The organism is Micromonospora sp. S-DT3-3-22 (assembly GCF_015354745.1).
Classification (GTDB): Bacteria; Actinomycetota; Actinomycetes; order Mycobacteriales; family Micromonosporaceae; genus Micromonospora; species Micromonospora wenchangensis.
The window spans coordinates 1-20,721 of sequence record NZ_JACGMO010000135.1; the positions used below are offsets into that span (position 1 = coordinate 1).

At 75.0% G+C, this 20,721-nt stretch carries 19 protein-coding genes; 8 read left to right on the forward strand and 11 right to left on the reverse strand.

All coding sequences use genetic code 11. From position 1 onward, the window contains the following. The 8 genes from H1A17_RS28650 to H1A17_RS28685 form a co-directional block, all read right to left on the reverse strand. A partial coding sequence (locus H1A17_RS28650) for a BadF/BadG/BcrA/BcrD ATPase family protein (RefSeq protein ID WP_375372840.1) occupies positions 1–525 on the reverse strand: 525 nt, incomplete at its 3' end. Next, positions 522–1,544, reverse strand: coding sequence for an ABC transporter ATP-binding protein (locus tag H1A17_RS28655; RefSeq protein ID WP_145920518.1), 1,023 nt, complete (start codon positions 1,542–1,544; stop codon positions 522–524). The genes H1A17_RS28650 and H1A17_RS28655, both read right to left, overlap by 4 nt. Further along, on the reverse strand, positions 1,519–2,541 hold the full coding sequence (locus H1A17_RS28660) for an ABC transporter ATP-binding protein (RefSeq protein WP_145920519.1): 1,023 nt from the start codon (positions 2,539–2,541) through the stop codon (positions 1,519–1,521). The genes H1A17_RS28655 and H1A17_RS28660 overlap by 26 nt, the downstream gene beginning before the upstream one ends. A gap of 26 nt (positions 2,542–2,567) precedes the next feature. Beyond that, entirely contained in the window at positions 2,568–4,082 is a 1,515-nt protein-coding gene (locus H1A17_RS28665; RefSeq protein ID WP_194823344.1) for an ABC transporter substrate-binding protein, read from the reverse strand. Between the two features lie 22 nt (positions 4,083–4,104). Further along, positions 4,105–5,052, reverse strand: coding sequence for an ABC transporter permease (locus tag H1A17_RS28670; RefSeq protein ID WP_205789078.1), 948 nt, complete (start codon positions 5,050–5,052; stop codon positions 4,105–4,107). A 3-nt stretch (positions 5,053–5,055) separates the two neighbouring features. Beyond that, positions 5,056–5,979 carry an ABC transporter permease gene (locus tag H1A17_RS28675; protein WP_088642602.1) on the reverse strand — a complete coding sequence of 308 codons (924 nt, stop codon included), beginning with the start codon at positions 5,977–5,979 and terminating at the stop codon, positions 5,056–5,058. A 9-nt stretch (positions 5,980–5,988) separates the two neighbouring features. Continuing rightward, entirely contained in the window at positions 5,989–6,972 is a 984-nt protein-coding gene (locus tag H1A17_RS35700; RefSeq protein WP_145920522.1) for a Gfo/Idh/MocA family protein, read from the reverse strand. A 94-nt stretch (positions 6,973–7,066) separates the two neighbouring features. Beyond that, entirely contained in the window at positions 7,067–7,957 is an 891-nt protein-coding gene (locus H1A17_RS28685; RefSeq protein ID WP_145920523.1) for a trypsin-like serine protease, read from the reverse strand. A 185-nt stretch (positions 7,958–8,142) separates the two neighbouring features. Between H1A17_RS28685 and H1A17_RS28690 the strand changes: the two genes are divergently transcribed. Together H1A17_RS28690 and H1A17_RS28695 are read left to right on the forward strand one after the other, a co-directional pair. Further along, a complete protein-coding gene (locus H1A17_RS28690) occupies positions 8,143–8,802 on the forward strand; it encodes a response regulator transcription factor (protein ID WP_145920524.1) in 660 nt (219 codons plus the stop codon). Continuing rightward, on the forward strand, positions 8,799–9,902 hold the full coding sequence (locus H1A17_RS28695) for a HAMP domain-containing sensor histidine kinase (protein ID WP_194823345.1): 1,104 nt from the start codon (positions 8,799–8,801) through the stop codon (positions 9,900–9,902). The genes H1A17_RS28690 and H1A17_RS28695 overlap by 4 nt, the downstream gene beginning before the upstream one ends. A gap of 34 nt (positions 9,903–9,936) precedes the next feature. On the opposite strand, the gene H1A17_RS28700 is transcribed toward H1A17_RS28695, so the two are convergent. Beyond that, complete coding sequence (locus H1A17_RS28700) at positions 9,937–10,398, reverse strand: septum formation initiator (protein ID WP_145920526.1); 462 nt, start codon at positions 10,396–10,398, stop codon at positions 9,937–9,939. Between the two features lie 136 nt (positions 10,399–10,534). Between H1A17_RS28700 and H1A17_RS28705 the strand changes: the two genes are divergently transcribed. Both H1A17_RS28705 and H1A17_RS28710 read left to right on the forward strand, forming a co-directional pair. Beyond that, on the forward strand, positions 10,535–11,824 hold the full coding sequence (locus tag H1A17_RS28705; RefSeq protein WP_145920527.1) for a HAMP domain-containing sensor histidine kinase: 1,290 nt from the start codon (positions 10,535–10,537) through the stop codon (positions 11,822–11,824). A gap of 86 nt (positions 11,825–11,910) precedes the next feature. Further along, positions 11,911–12,408 (forward strand): PepSY domain-containing protein, encoded by a 498-nt coding sequence (locus H1A17_RS28710; RefSeq protein ID WP_194823346.1) that lies wholly within the window; start codon positions 11,911–11,913, stop codon positions 12,406–12,408. A gap of 133 nt (positions 12,409–12,541) precedes the next feature. Here H1A17_RS28710 and H1A17_RS28715 read toward each other — a convergent pair whose 3' ends face one another. Then, positions 12,542–13,903 (reverse strand): PQQ-binding-like beta-propeller repeat protein, encoded by a 1,362-nt coding sequence (locus H1A17_RS28715; RefSeq protein WP_145920529.1) that lies wholly within the window; start codon positions 13,901–13,903, stop codon positions 12,542–12,544. 277 nt (positions 13,904–14,180) lie between these two features. Between H1A17_RS28715 and H1A17_RS28720 the strand changes: the two genes are divergently transcribed. Both H1A17_RS28720 and H1A17_RS28725 read left to right on the forward strand, forming a co-directional pair. Then, entirely contained in the window at positions 14,181–16,121 is a 1,941-nt protein-coding gene (locus H1A17_RS28720; protein ID WP_194823347.1) for a sensor histidine kinase, read from the forward strand. After that, positions 16,118–16,807: a response regulator transcription factor gene (locus tag H1A17_RS28725; protein WP_145920531.1), complete on the forward strand. Its 690-nt coding sequence runs from the start codon at positions 16,118–16,120 to the stop codon at positions 16,805–16,807. The genes H1A17_RS28720 and H1A17_RS28725 overlap by 4 nt, the downstream gene beginning before the upstream one ends. 74 nt (positions 16,808–16,881) lie before the next feature. Here the strand turns inward: H1A17_RS28725 and H1A17_RS28730 are convergent, their stop codons facing one another. After that, positions 16,882–17,664 carry an SDR family NAD(P)-dependent oxidoreductase gene (locus tag H1A17_RS28730; protein WP_194823348.1) on the reverse strand — a complete coding sequence of 261 codons (783 nt, stop codon included), beginning with the start codon at positions 17,662–17,664 and terminating at the stop codon, positions 16,882–16,884. A 145-nt stretch (positions 17,665–17,809) separates the two neighbouring features. On the opposite strand from H1A17_RS28730, the gene H1A17_RS28735 reads away from it, so the two are divergent. Both H1A17_RS28735 and H1A17_RS28740 read left to right on the forward strand, forming a co-directional pair. Next, positions 17,810–18,679, forward strand: a complete 870-nt coding sequence (locus tag H1A17_RS28735; protein ID WP_194823349.1) for a hypothetical protein — start codon at positions 17,810–17,812, stop codon at positions 18,677–18,679. Positions 18,680–18,692: 13 nt separating this feature from the next. Further along, positions 18,693–20,721, forward strand: a 2,029-nt coding sequence (locus H1A17_RS28740; protein WP_194823350.1) for a BTAD domain-containing putative transcriptional regulator, incomplete at its 3' end; no start/stop codon positions are given.

Here is a 20,721-nt window from a genome sequence, read left to right on the forward strand (position 1 = left end):
GAGCCGGCCGGGCGCGGCCCGGTCCCGGTCGCGCAGGGCGAGCCGGATCGCGGTCCGGCCGATCCAGTGTCCCGAGCCCCGGTCGCCGAGGTCGGCGCCCCAGCCGTCGGAGCGGGCGGTCCGGCCGGCGGCGTCGGCGGCGAGGGCCACCGCGCCGGTGCCGGCGGCGACGACCGCGCCGGCGACCGGGCCGAGGGCACCGAGGTAGGCGGTCACGCTGTCGTCGGCGACCCGCAGCCGCCCGGCCCGACCGAGGGTGCTCAGCCCGGCCCGCAGGGCGTCGGTCGCCGGGGGCCGGCCGTTGAGCCCGGTCATGCCGACGCCGACCAGCACCGTCGGGTCCGGGCCGAGCGGGCCCAGGTCGGCCAGCGCGCCGGCCACCGCCTCGGCGATCCGGGCGTCGGCGTCACCGGCCCAGAAGCCCGGGGTCTCGGCGTGCCCGGTCGACCGGCCGTGCCGGGCCACCGCACGGCAGCCGCCCTGGCCCAGGTCGACCCCGACCCGGACGGCTTCGACGCCGCTCACCGGGTCACCGCCGGGTGCGACGGTGCGCTGTCGGCCAGGCTGGCCTCGGCGTAGTGGCAGGCGACCTCGCGTCCGGCGACCGTGCGCAGTTCCGGTTCGACCTCGGCGCAGCGCGGCTGGGCGAGGCGGCACCGGGTCCGGAAGCGGCAGCCGGACGGTGGCGAGGCCGGGGACGGCACCTCGCCGGTGAGCAGGATGCGTTCGGCCGGCGGGCTCGCCCAGGGGCGGGGCACCGGGGCCGCCGAGATCAGTGCCCGGGTGTACGGGTGGGCCGGGGTGTCGTACACCGTCGCCGCCGGGCCGGTCTCCACGATCCGGCCCAGGTACATCACCGCGAGGTCGTCGCTGATGTGCCGGACCACCGACAGGTCGTGCGCGATGAACAGGTAGCCGAGCCCCAGGTCGGCCCGCAGGTCGGCGAGGAGGTTGAGGGTCTGCGCCTGGACCGACACGTCCAGCGCGCTGACCGGCTCGTCGCAGACCAGGATCCGGGGCGACATGGCCAGGGCGCGGGCGATGCCGACCCGCTGGCGTTGACCGCCGGACAGCTGGTGCGGATACCGGTCGGCGAGTTCGGCGGCGAGACCGACCCGGGCCAGCAGGTCGGCGGTGCGGGCCGGCCACTGGTCGCGGGGGACGGAACCGCGGTGCACCCGCCACCCCTCGGTGACGATGAAGGACACCTTCTTGCGGGGGTTCAACGACGAGTACGGGTCCTGGTAGACCATCTGGATCTCGGCGGTCAGCCGGCGTCGGCGGGCCGCGTCGGCGGTGTCGACCCGTTCGCCGGCGTACCAGATCTCGCCGCCGGTCGGTCGGCGCAGGCCGACGATGGCCCGGGCCAGGGTGGACTTGCCGCAGCCGGACTCGCCGACCAGGCCCAGGGTGCGGCCGGTGGTGACGGTCAGGCTGAGCCGTTCCACCGCGTGCACGGCCGCCGACCGGTGCAGCAGACCGCCGTGGGTCGGATAGCTGACCCGGAGCTGCCGGACCTCAAGCCGCGTCTGCGACGTCGACACCGGCCATCACCTCCTCGGCGTAGTGGCAGGCCGCCTCGTGGCCGGCGGCGACGGTGCGCAGGGTCGGCCGGTCGGTGCGGCAGGCGCTGCGGGCGACCGGGCACCGGGGGTGGAACGGGCAGCCGGCCGGCGTCGCCAGTGGCGACGGCGGCATCCCCTCGATCGGCGTCAGCCGTTCGCCGGGGCGGTCGGGGGCGGGGACCGAGGCCATCAACCCCCGGGTGTACGGGTGGGCCGGGGCGTCGTACACGGTGCGCAGCGGGCCCGACTCGACGACCGTGCCGGCGTACATGACGGCGACCCGGTCGGCCACGTCGGCGACCACCCCGAGGTCGTGGGTGATGAGGATCATCGACATCCCGTCGGCCTCGCGCAGTTCGCGCAGCAGGTCCATGATCTGCGCCTGCACCGTCACGTCCAGCGCGGTGGTCGGCTCGTCGGCGATGAGCAGCCGGGGGCGCAGGGCGAGGGCCATCGCGATCACCACCCGCTGGCGCATCCCGCCGGAGAACTGGTGGGGGTAGTCGTGGGCCCGACGGGCGGCGTTCGGGATGCCGACCCGTTCCAGGCCGGCGACCGCGCGCCGCCAGGCCTCCCGGCGTGAGGTGCGCTGCCGGACCCGGAACAGTTCGGCGATCTGCTGGCCGACCCGGACCACCGGGTTGAGCGCGGTCAACGAGTCCTGGAAGACCATCGCCATCTCGGTGGCGGACAATTCGCGGGTACGCCGTACCGGCAGCGCGGAGATCTCCTCGCCGTCGTAGCGGATGGTGCCGCGTTCGATCGTGGCGCTGTGCCGGGGCAGCAGCGCCATCACCGCGCGGACGGTGACCGACTTACCGGACCCGGACTCCCCCAGGATCGCCAGGGTCTCGCCCCTGCCGACGGAGAACGAGACGCCGTTGAGCGCCCGGTAGGCGCCGAGCGGGCCGTCGAACGAGACGACGAGATCGTCGACCGTCAACAGGGGACGGGGGGTGTGCGGTGGTGCGACCATCGGGTCCTCCGGGTCCGGTTCTCGGGTCAGCGCAGCGACACGCCGGCGAAGTCGGGCAGGTCGTTCGGGGTCGGGGTGAACCCCTCGACGTTGCCGCGCAGCACGACGTTGCCGTTGAGGTCGAGCGGGAAGATGCCCACCGCCTGGTCCCAGACGATCTTGCCGGCCTGGGCGTACAGGGTGGCCCGCTTGTCCTGGTCGAGTTCGGCGCGGGCGGCGAGCAGGATGCGGTCCAGTTCCGGGTTGGCGTAGCCGTTGCGCTTGGCGGTCGACAGATACAGCCGGGCCAGGGTGAAGTCGGCGTCGCCGGTGACCGTGCTGCCGGTGGTCATCGTGCTGTCCCAGTCGAGCTTGAGCAGCTTGTCCAGCCAGGTGGCCCGTTCCAGTTCCTGGGGCTTGACCACGATGCCGACCTTGGCCCAGTCGCTGATCATCGCGTCGGCGAAGGAGTTGCCGTTGGTGCAGCAGCCGCTGCTCCACATCATCGTGGTGCTGAACCCGTCCGGGTAGCCGGCCTCGGTGAGCAACTGCCGGGCCCGGTCCGGATCGTAGGCGTACGGGTTCTGGCCGGCGGCGCCGAACACGGCCTCCGGCAGCGGGCCGGTGGCCGGGGTCCCGGCCTGGTCGAACAGCGACTTGCTGATCTTCGCGAAGTCGACCGCGTGCCACATGGCCTGCCGGACCCGCGCGTCGGTGAACGGCTTGCGGGAGCTGTTGAACCAGATGTAGTAGTTGGCGTACGTCGGGAACGACCGGACGGTCAGGTCCTTGTTGTCCCGCAGCCCGGTCAGCTGGTCCGGCGGCAGGCCCCAGGTCACGTCGATCTCGTTGTTCGACAGCGCCGTCACCCGGCCGGACACCTCGGGGATGTAGTGGTAGGAGATGCTGGTCAGCTTCGGCCGGTCGCCCCGGTAGTTGTCGTTGCGGACCAGGTTCACGCTCTGGCCGGCGGTGAACGACGAGACCTTGAACGGGCCGGTGCCGTACGGGGCGTCGAAGAACGCGTTGTCGCCGAGCTTGGCGGCGGGGGCGATCCAGAGCAGGGTGAGGTTGCTCAGCACGGTGCCGAGCTGGCTCGTGGTGTGGATGGTCAGGGTGCGCTCGTCGGGGGTGCGGATGTCGTCGACGGTGGCCCACAGCCCGGCCAGCGGCCCCTTGCCGTCGATCAGCGCCCGGAGCGACGCCTTGGCGTCGGCGCTGGTCATCGGCGTCCCGTCGGCGAAGGTGACGCCGCTGCGCAGCACGAACTGCCAGGTCAGCGGGTCGGGGTTGGTCCAGCTCTCGGCGAGCTTCGGGGCGATCTTCCCGTCCTCGCGGACCACGAGGGTCTCGAAGACCTCCTGGACGACGGTGAGGGTGGGTTGGTCCGCCGAGTTCGCGGCGAACGGGTTCAACGAGACCACCGGGGTCGGGTTGGCTACCCGCAGGGTGGTGACGCCGCCGCCGTCACCGGCGGGGTCGTCGGAGCCGAAGGAGCACGCGGTCAGTCCGAGTACGCCGGCGAGGGCCAACGCACCGAGTCGGATGGTCGAAGATCTCATGTCTTCCCATTTCGCTGACGGGTTACCGGGTGGAGAGGTTCGGATCGGAGCGGTCCCGTAGTTCGTCGCCGAGCACGCCGACGCAGACCACGAAGACGGCCAGGACCAGGCCTGGCAGGGTGGCGATCCACCAGGCGCTGGCCAGGTAGTCGCGGCCGTTGGCGATGGTGGTGCCCCAGCTCGGCGTGCCGGCCGGGATGCCCAGGGACAGGAAGCTCAGCGACGCCTCGGCGACGATGACGAATCCGAGCTGGACGGTGGCGATGACCAGCAACGGGCTGGCCACCGCGGGGAGCACGCAGTGCCGTACGACGTGCCACGGCCCGGCGCCGAGGGTGCGGGCCGCGTTGGCGAAGTCCCGGGAGCGGGTCGCCATGGTCTGCGCGCGGGCGACCCGCGCGAAGATCGGCCAGGTGGTGATGGACAGGGTGAGTACGACGTTGGTGACGCTGGAACCGAGCACGCCGGCGACGAAGACGGCGAGCAGGATGGACGGGAAGGCCAGTTGGATGTCGGCCAGCCGCATGACTGTCGCGTCCACCACCCCGCCGAGGTAGCCGCAGAGGATGCCGACCGCAGCGCCCACCGTTCCGGCCAGCAGCAGGGTCGCCGCGCCGACCAGCAACGAGATCCGGGCGCCCTGCATGATCTGGGGTAGCAGGTCCCGGCCGACCTGGTCGGTGCCGAGCAGGGCCAGGCCGCCGTCGGACATCCGGCTGCCCGGCGGGAGCAGCCGGTCGGCGACGGAGGTCGCGATCGGGTCGTACCGGGCGATCAGCGGCCCGATCACCCCGGCGACCAGGTAGGCGGCGATCACCCCGAGGGGGAGCCACAGGCGCAGCCGGCGACGTCGGCGGCGGGGTGGGGCGGCCGGCGGGGTCGACGTCGCGTCGGGCGGACCGCCGTCGGTGGGCACGAGCGGGGCGCCGAGCACGGCCGGGCCGGGTACGCCGTCGGACACGGTGGTCACCTCTCAGACGCTCTCGCGGACCCGGGGGTCCAGCCGGACGTACAGCAGGTCGACGAGCAGGTTGATGACGATGAAGATCACCGCGACGGTGATCACGCAGGCCTGCACGACCGAGTAGTCGCGGGCGGCGATGGCGTCGGTCATCAGTCGCCCCACCCCCGGCCAGGCGAAGACGGTCTCGACGATCACCGCGCCGCCGAGCAGGCTGCCGAACTCCAGGCCGGCCACGGTGACGACGGGGATCAGCATGTTGCGCATGGCGTGCCAGCCGACGACCCGGGTCTCGGACAGGCCCTTGGCCCGGGCGGTGACCACGTAGTCCTCGTGCAGCACGTCGAGCAGCCCGGAACGCACCAGCCGCAGCACCACGCTGAGCAGCGGCAGGGCCAGCGTCACCGCCGGCATGACCATCGCGGCCGGGGACGCGGCACCGGAGCTGGGCAGCAGGTGCAGGAACCGGGAGAAGACCAGGATCAGCATGATGCCGACCCAGAACGTCGGCAGGGACTGGGTGAGCATCGACAGCACCGAGACCACCCGGTCCACGACGCCGTTGGGTCGGGTCGCCGCCAGGGTGCCCAGGGCGAACCCGAGGACCAGGGCGATGGCGAAGGCGGTCAGCGCCAGGGCGGCGGTCGCCGACAGGTGGGTGAGCACAAGGTTCGTCGCGGCGTCGTGGAGCCGGAACGACTCACCGAAGTCGAGGGTGACGGCCCGCCGGAGGAACTGGACGTACTGGACGGGCAGCGAGGCGTCGAGCCCGTACTCCCGGCGCAGCGCCTCGACGGCCGACTGGTCGGCGTCCGGGCCGAGCACCGCGGTCGCCGGGTCGCCGGAGACCGCCCGCATCGCGAAGAAGACCACCGTCGCCGCGCCGAACAGGACCAGTACCGAGATCGCGAGGCGACGCAGTGCGTACCGCAGCATCCCGACCCCTCAGTTGCCGGGCGGCGGGTCGCCGGCCAGCGCCGCCTCGATGTCCTCGACGACGGCGACGGCCGCGCGGCCCTCCTCGCCGCTGACCGGTGTCGGCCCGCCGGTGAGCGCGGCGTCGACGAAGGCCTCCAACTCGGTACGCAGGTTGTAGGCGCCGCCGCCGTCCCGACTGGGCCAGAAGTACGTGTCCATGAAGCTGGCCACGCCGTCGCGGCGGGCGTACAGCAGGTCGTTGTGCGAGAGGTTCATTTCGAGGATGCCGTGCTCGCCGACGATCCGCAGACCGGCGTCGGCCCGCGACGGCCGGGAGTGCGGCAGCGTCCAGTTGTTCTCCATCGTGCCGATGGCCCCGTCGGCGAAGCGGACCGTGGCGTGCACGACATCGTGGCTGGGCGAGAGCACCTTGCGGCCGACCGCGCCGGTGACCTCGACGTCGTGGCCGGTCACGAACCGCAGCAGGTCGGCGTCGTGGATGCCGAGGAACCAGGCGACCGAGGTCCGGTCCCAGATTCCCTCCCCGACCGCCTGCGAGGTGCACCGCCACACCTTGACGTGCCAGATGTCGCCGAGTTCGCCGGAGCGCACCACCTCGCGCAGCCGCAGCACCCGGGGGTCGAACCGCAGCACGTGGCCGATCATCAGGGCGTCGGGGTCGGGCCGGCCGGCGATGATCCGGTCGCAACTGGCCGTGGAGAGCGCCATCGGCTTCTCCAGCAGCACCCGCCTGCCCGCCGCGAGCGCGGCGAGGGTCGCGTCCTCGTGCAGGTGGTCCGGCGTGCAGATGCTGACCGCGTCGACCTCGTCGAGGAGGTCGCCGATGTCCGGGACGGCCCGGACGCCGAGGTGGGTCTCGGCCCATTGACGGTTACCCGGCGAGATGTCGGCGACGGCCACCAGTTCGGCCTGCCGGACGTCGCGCAGCGCGCGGGCGTGCAGCTGTCCCTGGACCCCGACTCCGACGACACCGACCCTTAAGCGGTCCACACCCGGCCCCCACTGTTGCGTACCAACGAAAGCTAGATGTGTACCTAGCTGCGATAGTTGTACACCTGCGGTCCGGGTCGCGCAAGACACGAATTCACCTCCGCATCCGGCCTCCGACCTGCGGGATCGACGATCGCCGGTGGCCACCCGCGCGGCGACGGCGCAGCACCACCAGTGCCGCCGACAGCAGCACCACCCCCGCGCCGACGCCGGCCGACAGCCACCGGACCGGCCCCGGCGACGGATCGACCGTGTCGGCGATCCACCCGCCGAGGACGTCGGTACGGGCGCTGAAGTCGGGACCCGGGTGCGGACACCCCGGACCGGTGCTCACCACGGCGACCAGGACGGCCGTACCGTCGGCCCGCTCCCGGAAGTACGGGCCGCCGGAGTCGTGCGGACACGGACTGGTGTCCGTCCGGGGCCGCCGGCCGGAGGTCTCGACGACGTCGGTACCGACCCGACCGACGGTGAACTCGCCGGTCTGGAGCCGCTGCGTCGGCGCGGCGGCGTCGGCGGCCGTCAGCCCGTACCCGGTCAACCGCAGCACCTCGCCCGCCACCGGCGGCACGTCGGCGAGCCCCAGCGGTGCCACACCGGTGATCGCGGTGTCGAGTTCGACCAGGGCCACGTCCGCGCCGTCCGCCTGACGGACCGCGACGACGCCGGCCTCGTAGCCGTCCCGGCCGCCGAGGTCCGTCCGCCCGACCGTGACGGTGGTCCGCCCGGCCACCGTCCGGCCGACCCGCCGGCCGTCCGGGGTACGGAAGCAGTGGCCGGCCGTGATCACCCAGCGCGGGGCGACCAGCGCGCCGGAGCACCAACTGTCCCGGGTGCCACCGCCGGCCGCCGGCAGACCGGTCATGGTCAGCCGGGCGGTGAACCGGTACGCGCCGTCGGCCGCGTCCTCGCCGTGGGCGATCGCCGACGCCGGCCGGGGAGCGACGGGAGCGACGGCAACCACCGTGGCCGTCAGGACGACCATGACACACTGTGTGGCGAGTCGGAGCACGGGTTCACCAGCCTGTACGTACGGGAGCAGGAACGCTGCGATGCTGCGGCCCCGGCCGTCCGGGCGGCGTCAGCGGCGCCCTTATCGGTTCTTTATGCGCCGGGTGCCAGCCTTGCGGGCGGTCCCGGGCACGGGGGAACGACGGGAAGGGGGGCGGCGTGCGGGTGCTGATGGCCGACGACGAGCGGGTGCTGGCCGACATGGTGGCCGAGGGGCTGCGCCGGTTGTCCATGGCCGTCGACGTGGTCTACGACGGCGACAGCGCCCTGGAGCGGCTCGCCGTCAACCGCTACGACGTGGCCGTGCTCGACCGGGACATGCCCGGCCAGAGCGGCGACGAGGTGTGCCGGTGGATCGCCGGCTCCACCACCGGCACCCGGGTGCTGCTGCTGACCGCCGCCGCCGGCATCCGGCAACGCGTCGAGGGTCTCGGCCTGGGCGCGGACGACTACCTCACCAAGCCGTTCGCCTTCGCCGAACTCGTCGCCCGGTTGCAGGCGCTGTCCCGGCGCTCGACTCCGGCGCTGCCCCCGGTGCTGGAACAGGACGGCATCGTGCTGGACGTCACCCGGCACACGGCCACCCGCGACGGGATGCCGCTGTCGCTGTCCCCCAAGGAGTACGCCGTCCTGCACGTGCTGATGCGCGCCGGCGGCCGGCTGGTCAGCGCCGAGGACCTGCTGGAACAGGCGTGGGACGAACACGCCGACCCGTTCACCAACACCGTACGGACCACCGTGATGACCCTGCGCCGCAAGCTCGGGGACCCGCCGGTGATCCACACCGTGCCCCGCGTCGGCTACCGGCTCGGGGCATGAACCTGCCCTCACCGGCCCGGCGGATGCTCCTGGTCGTCGGGGCGCTCCTGCTCGTCGCCCCGTTCGTGACGACGGCCGCCGACATGCTGCTCGCGCTGTGGCGGGAGTTCGGCCCGTCCTGGTGCGCCACCCCCGCGTTGCAGGCCCCGGCGGGCGACGCCCCGTTCGTCTGCGTCCAGGTGTTCCGACGGCCGAGCATCCCCCTGGCGATCGCCGTCACGGTGGTGCTGCTGGCCCTGCTGGCCGCCGCCTACCCGGCCGTCCGCTGGTGCCTGCGCCCGCTGCGGGACCTCGTCCCGGTGATCGCCGACGTCGGGCCGCAGAACCTGGGCCACCGGCTCAGGCCCGGCCCCGGCCGCGACGAGCTGGCCGTCCTCGGCCGCACCATCGACGAGATGATGGACCGGATCGCGGTGGGATACGAGGCGCAGCGCCGGTTCGCCGCCGACGCGTCCCACGAGCTGCGCACCCCGCTCGCCGTCCAGCGCACCCTGATCGAGGTCGGCCTGGCCCGCAGCCTCACCGACGACCAGCTCGCACTGCTCGCCGCGCAACTGCTGGAGACCAACGAACGCAACGAACGGCTGATCGAGGGGCTGCTGGTGCTCAGCGAGAGCGACCGTGGCCTGCTGACCCGCGTCCCGCTGCGGCTCGACCGGATCGTCGCGACGGTGCTCGACGCCCACTGCGGCCGGGCCGAGCAGGCCGGGGTCACGGTCGTCAGCCGGCTGAGCCCCCGGCTGGTCGTCGGTGAGCAGGTGCTGCTGGAACGGCTGGTCGTCAACCTGGTGCAGAACGGCCTCAAGTACAACCGGCCCGACGGCACCCTCACGGTGCGGGTGGGCACCGACCCGGCGCTGGTCGTCGAGAACACCGGCGACGACGTCCCCCCGGACGAGGTCGCCGCCCTGTTCGAGCCGTTCCGACGCCGTTTCGGCAAGCGCATCGACCACAGCGGCGGCGCGGGCCTCGGGCTGGCGATCGCCCGCTCGATCACCCGGGCGCACGAGGGCATCATCACCGCCTCCTCCACCGGCCGCGACGGGCTGCGGGTGCAGGTCACCTTCCCGACGGTGGACACCGGCGCGAACGACGGCTGAACCGCCGCCGACCGGCGGCGCACCGGCCCGACGCTCAGTCGCTGTCGCCGGGGCGGGCGACCGGTTCGCCGCCGATGCAGCCCACGTTCACCTCGAACTCCCCCGCCGGGCCGGCGAAGGTCACCTCGGCGTCGTCGTCCGGGCCCCGGTCCACGTCCTTCACCCGGTAGCCCTGCGCCGGGGCCCAGGAGACCAGCCGCACCTCGGACCCCACGCACTCGGCGACCGCCGTACCGCCGGGGGTGGAGAAGCTGCGGCGCAGGCCGGGCGTCGTAGCGGGGCCGGCGGTGGGGGACGACGGCGCGGACGCCGCCGGGGCCGACGGTGTCGGCTCCGGGGCCGCCAGGGCCCGCTCGACCTCGGCCTGGCTGCGCACCCCGCCGGGGGTGCCGGTGATGCTCTCCCCGACCAGCCGGATCGCGGCCACCCCGATCAGGGTGGCGAGCACGGCGGCGGCCAGCCAGCCGGCGGTGGCGAGGAGCGTACGGCGACCCATGCCCCGACTATGCCCGACCGGCCGCTAAGCCGGGCCCGGCGGCAGGATAAGCGGAGGTTAAGAGCCGACCCGTGGTCCGGTGGCACCGGCTAGCCTGCCTAGCGGTGGCAACCCTGCTCCTGATCGGGGACGACGGATGAGACGGCGGCTGGCGCTGCTGGTCGCGGCGACCAGCTGCCTGACCCTGGTGGCCTTCCTGGTGCCGCTGGCCCTGCTGGTGCGCACGGTCGCCGAGGACCGGGCCACCGTCCGGGCGACCGCCGACGTGCAGGGGCTGGTGCCGGTGGTCGGCACCGCCGACACGGCGACGATCCGGTTGACCGTGGAACAGCTCGCCGCCGAGTCGGGGCGGCCGGTCAGCGTCTACCTGCCCGACGGCACGGTGCTCGGCGCGCAGGAGCCGCGTACCCCGGCGGTGGCGCTCGCCGCCCGGGGCCAGAGCCTCACCGCGGAGCTGGACGGCGGTCGGGAGATCGTGATCGCGGTGCAGGGCCGGGCCGACGGCACCGGCGTGATCCGCACCGTGGTGCCCCGCGCCGACGTCACCGCCGGGGTGGCCCGCGCCTGGCTGGTGCTGGCCGCGCTCGGCGTCGTGCTCGTGCTGCTCGGCCTCGCCGTGGCCGACCGGCTGGCCCGCACCCTGGTCCGGCCGATCACCGAACTGTCCTCGGTCTCGCACCGGCTGGCCAACGCCGAGCTGACCGCCCGCGCCGAGCCGGCCGGCCCGCCGGAGCTGCGGGAGGTCGCCGGTGCGCTCAACCACCTGGCCGCCCGGATACAGGTGCTGCTGCGGGAGGAACGCGAGCAGGTGGCGGACCTGTCGCACCGGCTGCGGACGCCGTTGACGGCGCTGCGGCTGGAGGCGGAGTCGCTGCGCGACCCGGACGACGCGGCCCGGGTGGCGGCGGCCGTGGACGGGTTGGAGCGGGCGGTGACCGGCCTGATCCGGCAGGCGCGCTGGCGCAGCGACCCGGCTGACGGCGGTCCCGGCGCGGTCACCGCCGACGCCGCCGCGATCGTCGGGGAACGGGTCGCCTTCTGGTCGGTGCTGGCCGAGGACACCGGCCGGACCGTCGACCTCGACCTCGCGGCCGGGCCGCTGCCGGTCGGGGTGCCCGCCGACGAGTTGGCCGCGGCCGTGGACGCGCTGCTGGGCAACGTCTTCGCGCACACCCCGGAGGGCACCGGCTTCACCGTCCGGTTGACCCGGGAGGCGGCCGGGGCCGCGCTGACCGTCTGCGACGCGGGGCCGGGGATACCGGCCGCCCTGGTGGAGCGGGGGGCCAGCCAGGCCGGCTCGACCGGGCTCGGCCTGGACATCGCCCGGCGGGCCGCGCAGGCCAGCGGCGGCCGGCTCGACCTGGGGTCGGGCGCGCAGGGCGGCGCGGTGGTGACGCTGCGGCTCGGACCGCCCAGGTCGGCTTAACCGGAGCTTAGGGTCGGCGCAGCGCGCCGCTATCCACCGCCGGAGCACGCTGAGCGCACCAACCGAGAACTCCGGAGGTACGCATCATGAAGCGCACATCCCTGCTCCTGGCCGCTGCCGGCGGCGCGGCCGTCCTCGCCGTCACCGGCACGGCGATCGGCGTGTCCGCCGCGGAACGGGCCCCCGGCCCCACCGCCGCGACGACCGCTCCCGCCCCGGCGGACCCCACCGTCGCGCCGACGGCCGGGACGCCGGACGGCGGCCCGACGGCGGGGACTCCGGGCAGCACCGCCCCGGCCACCGACGACGCGGTGAGTCAGCAGCGGGCCGGTGAGATCGCGCTGGCCAAGGTGGGTGGTGGTCGGATCACCGAGATCGAGCGGGAGCGGGAGGAAGGCCGCCCGGTCTGGAGTGTGGAGATCATCAACGGCGACACCGAGCACGAGATCGAGGTCGACCGGGAGAACGGCGGCATCGTCAAGTCCGAGCAGGAGAAGGCGGACGCCGACGACCGGTCCGGTCGGGACGACGACGACCAGGACGACGACTCCGACGACCGGGACGACGACGGCGACGACGACTGAGCGTCCGGATGTGGGGTGGGGACACCCGGCCCGGTCCGGACCGCCGACCGGGCCGGTGCCGCCATCGCACGGTGACGGGGTGGGCCGCCCCGGCGACCTCTGCCGGGGCGGCCCACCCCGTCGGTGCCGGCGGTCAGAAGGTGTGCAGGTCGACCGTGAGGCCACCGGTGCCGGAGTGGCTGACCGCCACCCAGTCCGTGCCGGCTCCGGCGAGCCATCCCGGATAGCGGCCGAGCTGGCGGCCGGTGTCCGCCTCGAACACCAGCACCATCGGGCGGTCGTCCTCGGCCCCGCTGACCGCCACCAGCCGGGCCGTCACCGCCGACCGCCAGCTCGCCGACGTACCGGGCAGCGCCGGGTCCGGCGCGGTCCAGCGGGCGACGCCGGTGGCCAGGTCGAGCAACGCCAGCGCGCCGCTGTCGGCGGTGTCGCGGACCAGGACCGACCGGTCGTCGCCGTCGATCGGGACACCGGCGGCGACGCCCTGCCAGACCGTCCGGCCGGTACGCAGGTCGACCAGTTGCGGCCGTTCGTCGGCGGTGACCGCGACGAGCCGGGTCCCGACCCCGATCAGCTCCTTCCCGCTGCGGTCGTTCGCCAGCCGCTTGGCGCACTCGCCGTCCTGCCGACGCCCGCTGTAGACCGCGCCGGACCAGCCCTTGGCACCGGTGCCCGCGTTGACGCTGGCGATGCTGACCGTGCAGCGCCGGTCCCCCTTGGGCGGGTCATGGTCGGTGCTGACCAGCAGGTCGTCGGCGGCGAAGCCGAACCAGGCCCGGTTCGGCAGCCGCCCGGCGCCGGCCCGCCCGGTGGTGGGGGCGACCGGGGTGTAGGTGGCCGCCCGGCCGGAGGTGCCCAGCCGCACCACCACGTACCGGCCGGTGGCCGGCGCGTACGGCGGGCGCGCGCCGAGGGTGACGTCGCCGACCCGGGCGAACCGGTCGGACGGCAGTTTCCACAGTTGACGACCGCTCTCCAGCTCCCTGGCGATGATCACGCAGGTCGCCGCCGTCCCGGCACCGACGCAGTCCCGGGCGTAGACGGCCTGCCCGTCGACGACCACGTCCTGGCTGCCGGCGGCCCGCCACCGGGTGGCACCGGTGAGCGCGTCGAGCACGTCCACACCGCCGTCGTTGTTGTCGCTGACCACGATGGACCCGCCGGCGATGACGTACCGGAAGCTGCCGTCGAACGGGTGCGCCCACCGCTGCTGCCCGGTGGCCCGGTCCACCGCCCGCAGTTCCCGCCCGTCGGGGACGACGATGAGCCGACCGGTCTCCCCCAGCTCCTGGTCGATCCGCCGCACCGACACCGACCAGGCCGCCTGCGGGACCTGCGGGGTGGGTGACCTGGTGCCCTCCCGTAGGCGCTCCGGGGTCTGCTCGACAGGCGTCGGCGGACGCTGCGGGCGGGGCGCGGCGCAGGCGGGAAGCCCGACGACCAGGGTCAGGGCGACGGCGGTGGTACGCCAACGGGCTGGTCGGTGTGACGGCAACGGGTTCCCCCTCGGTGGACGGTCGAGCCGTCACCCTAGGACCCGTGCGCATCCCGTGCCACCGGACGGTCGAGGTGCCGGTCCCGGCGGCTCGGGACATCCGCCCCTGGCCGGCGGGACGGGGCGCGGAACAGGCTGCGCTGCGCGTCCGCCGGCCCGGCGGCGTCCAGTGATCCGGAGGGAAGCCCGTGGGGGTGCCGGTGCGGTCCCCGTCGTCGCCGACGGGGAGCGCGGTCCGTGGCGGCGGCGGTGGTCATGCTGAGACAGTGGACCGGCCATGCCGAACGTATCTGTGACCGCGCGGTCGACCGGGTGGGCGGTTCTCACCGGCACCGTCCTGCTCAGCCTCGGCGCGGTCGTCGCCTGGGCGGTGGCGACCCCGCCGTGGTCCGCCACCCAGCTCTACTCCCTGGTCGACCTGCTCGACGGCATCGTCTACGGCACGTTGGCGTGGCTGATCCTGAACCGGCAGCGGACCGGCAGCCGGGTGCCCGCCGTGATCGCCTGCGCGGCGGCGCTGGGCGGCGCGGTCGCCGCGTGCGCCGGCCAGTGGCAGCTCGCCGTCGGCGGGCCACCGGCGCTGACCGCGCTGCACCGGTGGGCCTGGGTGCCCGGCCTGTACGCGCTGGTCGTGGTGATGCCCTGGCTGCTACCGGACCGGCCGCTGGACCGGTTCGGCCGGGGCGCGGTCGCCGCCGGGGTCGGCTACGTGGTGGTGACGATGGCCGCCGCCGTCACCGCGCCACCGCCGCTGGGGGTGCTGCCGCTGCCGGACGGGCTGCGTGGCGTCCGGGCCGCGCTGCTGCCCGTCCTGCCGTACCCGCTGGTCGGGCTCGGTCTGCTGGCCTGCGCCGGGTTGGGGTGGCGGTGGCGACGCGGCCCCGCCGCGCAGCGCCACGGCCTCGGCTGGGCGACGGCCGGCAGTGGGCTGCTCACCCTCGCCTTCCTCGCCACCCTGCTGCCCCCGGTCGTCCCGGCGGCCCTGCCGGCGCTGCTGATGCTCGCCTCGCAGGCGTTCTTTCCCGCCGCGGTGGCGGTGGTGGTGCTGCGTCAGCAGCTGTGGGGGCTGCGGCTGGCCGTACGCCGCACCCTGGTGTGGTACCTGATGACCGCGGTGGTGATCGCCGCCTACTGCGCGACGGTGGCGCTGCTCGACCGGCTGCTGCCGCAGCGTCTGCCGCTGCCGCAACTCGTCGTGACCGGGGTGCTCGCGGCGGCCTTCCAGCCGATGCGTGAGGCGGTGCAGCGGCGGGTGGACCGCCTCGTGCACGGCGAGGCCCCGGGACCGCTGCTGCACCGGGTGGCGCACAGCGTCGGCAGCACCACCGAGATCAGCGCGACGATCGCCGCCGCGCTCCGGCTCGCCGAGGTGCGCATCACCGAGGGCGGGCCGCAGCCACCACCGCACCCGTACGGCCGCCCGTTGACCGTGCCGTTGACCAGCGGCGACCGGCTCGTCGGCCAGTTGCACGCCTGGCCCCTGCCCGGTGAGCTGCTCGACGGCCGGGCCCGCGAGCAGCTCACCGTCCTCGCCCCGGTGGTCGCCGCGGTCGTGGACCTGGCCGGCACCAACCGGGACCTGGCCCGCTCCCGGCAACGGCTGGCCGAGGTACGCGACGAGGAGCGCCGCTCCCTGCGTCGGGATCTGCACGACGGCCTCGGCCCCGCGCTCAGCGGCATCGGGTTGGGGTTGGCCGCCACCCGCAACCTGCTGCGCCGCGACCCGGAACGGGCCGAGAACCTGCTGGACCGGTTGACCGGCGAGCTGACGGCACGGGCGGCGGAGGTCCGGGACATGGCGCACGGCCTGCTGCCCCCGGTGCTCGCCGACGGCGGCCTGAGCCCCGCCCTGCACCTGCTGCGGGACCAGTACGCCCGTAGCGGCCTGCGGATCGTGCTGCACGGGCCGGCCACCCTGACGCCGCTGCCGGAGCCGGTCGCGACCGCCGCCTACGGGGTCACCGCCGAGGCGATCCGCAACGTGCAGCGGCACGCCGGGGTGGACCGGTGCACCGTGTCGCTGGACCAGCGGCCCGACCGGCTACGGGTCACCGTCACCGATCAGGGTCGGGGCCTTCCGGCCGGCCCCACCAGCCACGGCGTCGGCCTGCACGCGATGCGGGAGCGGGCCGAGGCGGTGGGCGCGACCCTCACCGTGGGGCCGGCCGGCCCCCGGGGCACCACCGTCTGCCTGACCGTCCCCCTGGAGCAGCCGTGACCGACACCCCGATCCGCGTCGCCGTGGTGGACGACCACCCGGTCTTCCGGCTGGGCATGGGCGCGTTGCTCGACACGTTGGGTGGCATCGAGTGCGTGGGCGAGGCCGCCGACGCGTCGACCGCCCTGGCGCTCGTCGCCCGGGTACGCCCGGACGTGGTGCTGATGGACCTGCACCTCGGCCAGGGGTCGGGGATCGAGGTGACCCGGCTGCTGCGCCGCGACCATCCGGCGGTGCGGGTGCTGGTGGTGAGCATGCTCAACGACGACGCGTCGCTGGTCGCCGCGCTGCGCGCCGGGGCCCGTGGCTACCTGCTCAAGGGTGCCTCGGCCGCCGACGTGGAACGGGGTATCCGGGGGGTGGCCGGCGGCGACCTGATCCTCGGCGGTCCGCTCGCCGACCGGGCCGGCGCGCTGCTGGGTGCCCGCGCCGACGCCCCGTTCCCGCAGCTCACCGACCGGGAACGGGAGATCCTCGAACTGCTCGCCCGGGGGCTGTCGAATCCGCTGATCGCGCACCGGCTCGGGTTGAGCGCCAAGACCGTCCGCAACAACGTCTCGGTCATCCTGGTCAAGTTGCACCTGGGCAGCCGCGCCGAGGCGATCGCCCTGGCCCGCGATCACGGGCTGGGCGCGCCCAGCCCGGCCGAGGCCCCGGCCACCCCGGTCCCGGACCGGTCGGCGTGACCGGGGGCGACCGCTGCGGGGCCGGGTTCGGGCGGTCACCCGCCGTCGCCCGGCGCGCTACCGCCGTCGGCCGGTCAGCTCGGCCGGGCGTCGGGCAGGGTGACGCCGGTGAGCTGCGCGCAGTAGGCCAGCAGTTCCTCCCCGAGCGGGGCGAGCCGGGCCGGCGACGGCCGCCAGTCGCGCGCGCTGACGTACCGGCCGCTGACCAGGACGTCGGGGTCGGTGCCCACGGCGAGGCGCACCTGGGCGCGGGCGGCGTCGTCGGGGCTGGTCGGGGCGGCGGCACCGCCCATCCGGGTGCGTACCCAGCCGGGGTCGACGGCGTTGCTCAGGGTGGCGGGCCAGCGGCGGGCCACGGCCACGGCGAGCGCCAGGTCCAGCAGCTTCGAGGTGGAGTACGCCTCGACGCCGTTGAAGGGGCGGGTGTCGTACCGCAGGTCGCCCAGGTCGGTGATCCCGTCGGCGGCCATCGCCGACGACACGAACACCAGCCGGCCGGGCGGCGGCAGCAACGCCGTCAACAGGTACGGCGCCAGCACGTTGACCTGGAACGTCGACTCCAGCCCGTCACCGGTCAGCTCCCGCTCGACGGCGTCGAGGCGGGCGATCCCGGCGTTGTGGACGATCGCGTCGTACCGGCCGAACGCGGCCAGCGACCGGGCGAGCGCCGTGGTCTGCGCGAGCGAGGCCAGGTCGCCGACCACCACCCCGGCCGCGTCCGGGATCGCCGCCTTCGCCACCGCCGCCCGGTCCTCGTCGCGGGCGTGCAGCACGACGCGGTGCCCGGCGGCGACGAACCGCGCCGCCGTACGCCGGCCGATGCCGTCCACCGATCCGGTGACCACCATGGTGCCCATACCGTTCCCTCCGTCCTGGTGCGACCGCACCCCGGGCAGGTCGCTGCCCCGACCGATGGGACCCGGCGTCGCTTGGCGACGGCTAAACGCGTCCGCCGCCGGCCACGCCAGGTGCGGACCAAGTGGTGGTTGCTGTGCTGGGGGTATGAAGAGAATCCTCGCCGTCGGTCTGGCGCTCACCGTCAGCGCCGGGCTGACCGTGGCCGCGGCCGGCACCGCGCTGGCCCGCCCCAACTGCGACGTTCCCGACCCGCCGTCGGCCTGCGACGACAGCCCCACCGAGCCGACTCCCCCGCCGGTGGGCAGCGACAAGTACCCGATGGGCTGGCTGGAGTCGTGGGAGTACGTCGGCGGGGCGGTCCGGGTCAGTGGCTGGGCCAGCGACCCCAACGGCGGCCCGGTGCAGGTGACGGTGCAGACCGACGTGCCGCCGGCGGTGACCCGTCCGGCGAACCTGTGGCACGTCGAGCGGAATGGTTTCGTCGGCTTCTCGTTCACCGTGCCGAGTTCGGCGCTGGCCGGGGTGCACACGTTCTGCGTCACCGCGAACAACGTGCCCGACGGCAGCCAGCCGGTGCCGGAGGTCGCCCCGCTGTCCTGCCCGCAGTACCGGGTCGTCCCGGCCGCGCCGAGCGGGCTGACGCTCTCCGCCGGATACCAGGAGGGCAAGCGGACCCTGGACGTCACCTTCACCGACAACTCGGTGCGGGAGGACAACTACCGGATCGATCTGAGCTGGTTGCAGACCACACCGGACGACACCCCGGCCGATCCGGGGCTGCCGACCACCCCGCCAGGCGGGCCCTCGCTGCCGATCCCGCAGCCCACCTGGGGTGCGCCGATCCCCACCACCGAGGTCGGCGTCGCGCGGGCGGTCATCTACGGCACCCCGGACACCGGGCGGCGTACCTGGCACTTCACCCACATGCCGCAGGCCTTCGTGCACGTGGTGGTGGTCTCGAACGAGGCGGGTCTGACCTCCGCCGCGCTCAGCGGAGGCATCTCCACCCGCTGAGCGGGGTCCGGACGTGACGACGATCGGCGTGCTCGGCCCGGTGCGGGCCGCCCGGGACGGCACGCCGGTCGACCTCGGCGCGCCCCGGCAACGCGCGGTGCTGGCCCGGCTCGTCGCCGGCGGCGGCCACGTCGTGTCGGTGGACCGGCTCGTCGACGATCTCTGGGCGGGTGACCCGCCGCGCCGGGCCCGGGCCGCCCTCCAGGTGTACGTGTCGAACCTGCGTCGCGTCCTGGAACCGCACCGACGCGCACGGACCCCCGCCCGGGTCCTGGTCACCGTCGCCCCCGGGTACGCCCTGCGGCTGCCGACCGCGCACGTGGACGCCTGGCGGTTCGAGGCGGCGCTACGGTCCGCGACGCCGGACGCCGCACCCGGGCCCGTCGCGGCGCTCACCGGCCTCGACGCGGCGCTCGCCTGCTGGGGTGCCGACACCCCGTACGCCGAGTTCGGTGGGGAGCCGTGGGCGGACCGGGAGGGCGAGCGGCTGACCCAGCTCCGGTCGACCGCCGTCGAACAGCGCGCCGGGCTGCTGCTCGAACTCGACCGGCCGCACGAGGTGGTACGTGACCTCGACCCGCACGTACGCGAGCACCCGCTGCGGGAACGGGCCGCGATGCTGCTCGCGGTCGCCCTGTACCGCCTCGGTCGGCAGGCCGACGCGTTGGACGTGCTGCGTGCCGTCCGCGCGACGCTGGCCGAGCAGTTGGGCATCGACCCCAGCCGGGCCCTGCGGACCCTGGAGACGGACCTGCTGCGGCAGAGCCCCCGGCTGGAGCCGGCCGTCCCCGGGCCACCGGTGCACAGCACACCGGGTCCACTGCCGGTGGCCGCCGTTCCGGGCCCGCCACCGGCGGCGACCGGGCCGCCCGCCGCGCCGGGCCCGCGCCGGGTGTGCGGGCGTACGGCGGAGCTGGCCCGGCTGCGCGCGGCGGCCGACCGGGCCGCCCGGTCGGGGCTCGGCGTCTGCTGGCTCGGCGCGGAGGCCGGGGCCGGCAAGTCGACGCTGGTGGGGCAGTTCGCCGAGGGCCTCGCCGACGCCGGCTGGCGGACGGCGGTCGGCACCTGCCCGCCGGTGGCGGGTGCTCCCCCGGCGTGGGCGTGGCGCGAGGTGGCCGCCGCCACCCGGCGGTTCCTGCCGCCCGGGGAGCCGGAGCACCGGGACCTGCTGCTGGACCCCGACGGGCCGGACGACGCCCGGGGCGGGTACGACGAGTTCCACCTCGGTCGGGCCCTGGCCGCCCACCTGTTCCGGCTGGCCGGGCACGACCCGCTGCTGCTGGTGGTCGAGGACGTCCACCACGCCGACGGGGCGACCCTGCGTGTCCTGCGGCATCTCGCCGCCGCCCTCGCCGGTGCGCCGGTGCTGGTCGTGGTGACGTACCGGCCGGACGAGGTGACCGACGACGTGGTGGCGGCGCGGGCGGCGCTGGCCGGTGTGCCGGCGGTCGAGGTCACGCTCGGTGGCCTCGACGCGGAGGCCGTCACCGCGGTGCTGCGCCGGCACGGCGTGCACGACCCGGCGGTGCTGCGCACGGTCCGGGACCGTTCGGCGGGCAATCCGCTGTTCGCCATCGAGCTGGCCGGGCTGGTCGCCGCGGAGGGGCCGGCGGCGGCGCTCGACGGTGTGCCCGCCGGCCTCGGGCACCTGCTGGCCCGCCGGCTGGCACGGTTGCCGGCGGACGCGCGGACGGTGCTGCGGCAGGCCGCGGTCTGCGGCGTGGAGGTCGACGTCGATCTCCTGATCGCGGTCGACGGCGGCCCGGAGGAGCCGGTCCTGGCCGGGCTGGAGGCCGGGGTGACGGCCGGCCTGCTCGTCGAGCCCGCACCGGGGCGGGTGCGGTTCGCCCACGTCATGCTGCGCGACGTGCTCTACCACGGCCTCCCGCTGCTGCGCCGGACCCGGCTGCACGCCCGCGTCCTCGCCGTGCTCCGCGAGCAGCGGTGCGACGACGTGGCGACGCTGGGACGGCACGCGCTGGCGGCCCTCACCGCGTCCACCGCCGCCGACGCCGTCGTCGACCTCACCGCCGCCGCCCGCC

Coding starts and splice junctions, on each gene's coding strand:
- H1A17_RS28695 (WP_194823345.1), top strand. CDS start 8,799: ATGAACCTGCCCTCACCGGCCCGGCGGATGCTCCTGGTCGTCGGGGCG.
- H1A17_RS28720 (WP_194823347.1), top strand. CDS start 14,181: ATGCCGAACGTATCTGTGACCGCGCGGTCGACCGGGTGGGCGGTTCTC.
- H1A17_RS28665 (WP_194823344.1), bottom strand. CDS start 4,082: ATGAGATCTTCGACCATCCGACTCGGTGCGTTGGCCCTCGCCGGCGTA.
- H1A17_RS28660 (WP_145920519.1), bottom strand. CDS start 2,541: ATGGTCGCACCACCGCACACCCCCCGTCCCCTGTTGACGGTCGACGAT.
- H1A17_RS28700 (WP_145920526.1), bottom strand. CDS start 10,398: ATGGGTCGCCGTACGCTCCTCGCCACCGCCGGCTGGCTGGCCGCCGCC.
- H1A17_RS28730 (WP_194823348.1), bottom strand. CDS start 17,664: ATGGGCACCATGGTGGTCACCGGATCGGTGGACGGCATCGGCCGGCGT.
- H1A17_RS28735 (WP_194823349.1), top strand. CDS start 17,810: ATGAAGAGAATCCTCGCCGTCGGTCTGGCGCTCACCGTCAGCGCCGGG.
- H1A17_RS28675 (WP_088642602.1), bottom strand. CDS start 5,979: ATGCTGCGGTACGCACTGCGTCGCCTCGCGATCTCGGTACTGGTCCTG.
- H1A17_RS28685 (WP_145920523.1), bottom strand. CDS start 7,957: ATGGTCGTCCTGACGGCCACGGTGGTTGCCGTCGCTCCCGTCGCTCCC.
- H1A17_RS28710 (WP_194823346.1), top strand. CDS start 11,911: ATGAAGCGCACATCCCTGCTCCTGGCCGCTGCCGGCGGCGCGGCCGTC.
- H1A17_RS28705 (WP_145920527.1), top strand. CDS start 10,535: ATGAGACGGCGGCTGGCGCTGCTGGTCGCGGCGACCAGCTGCCTGACC.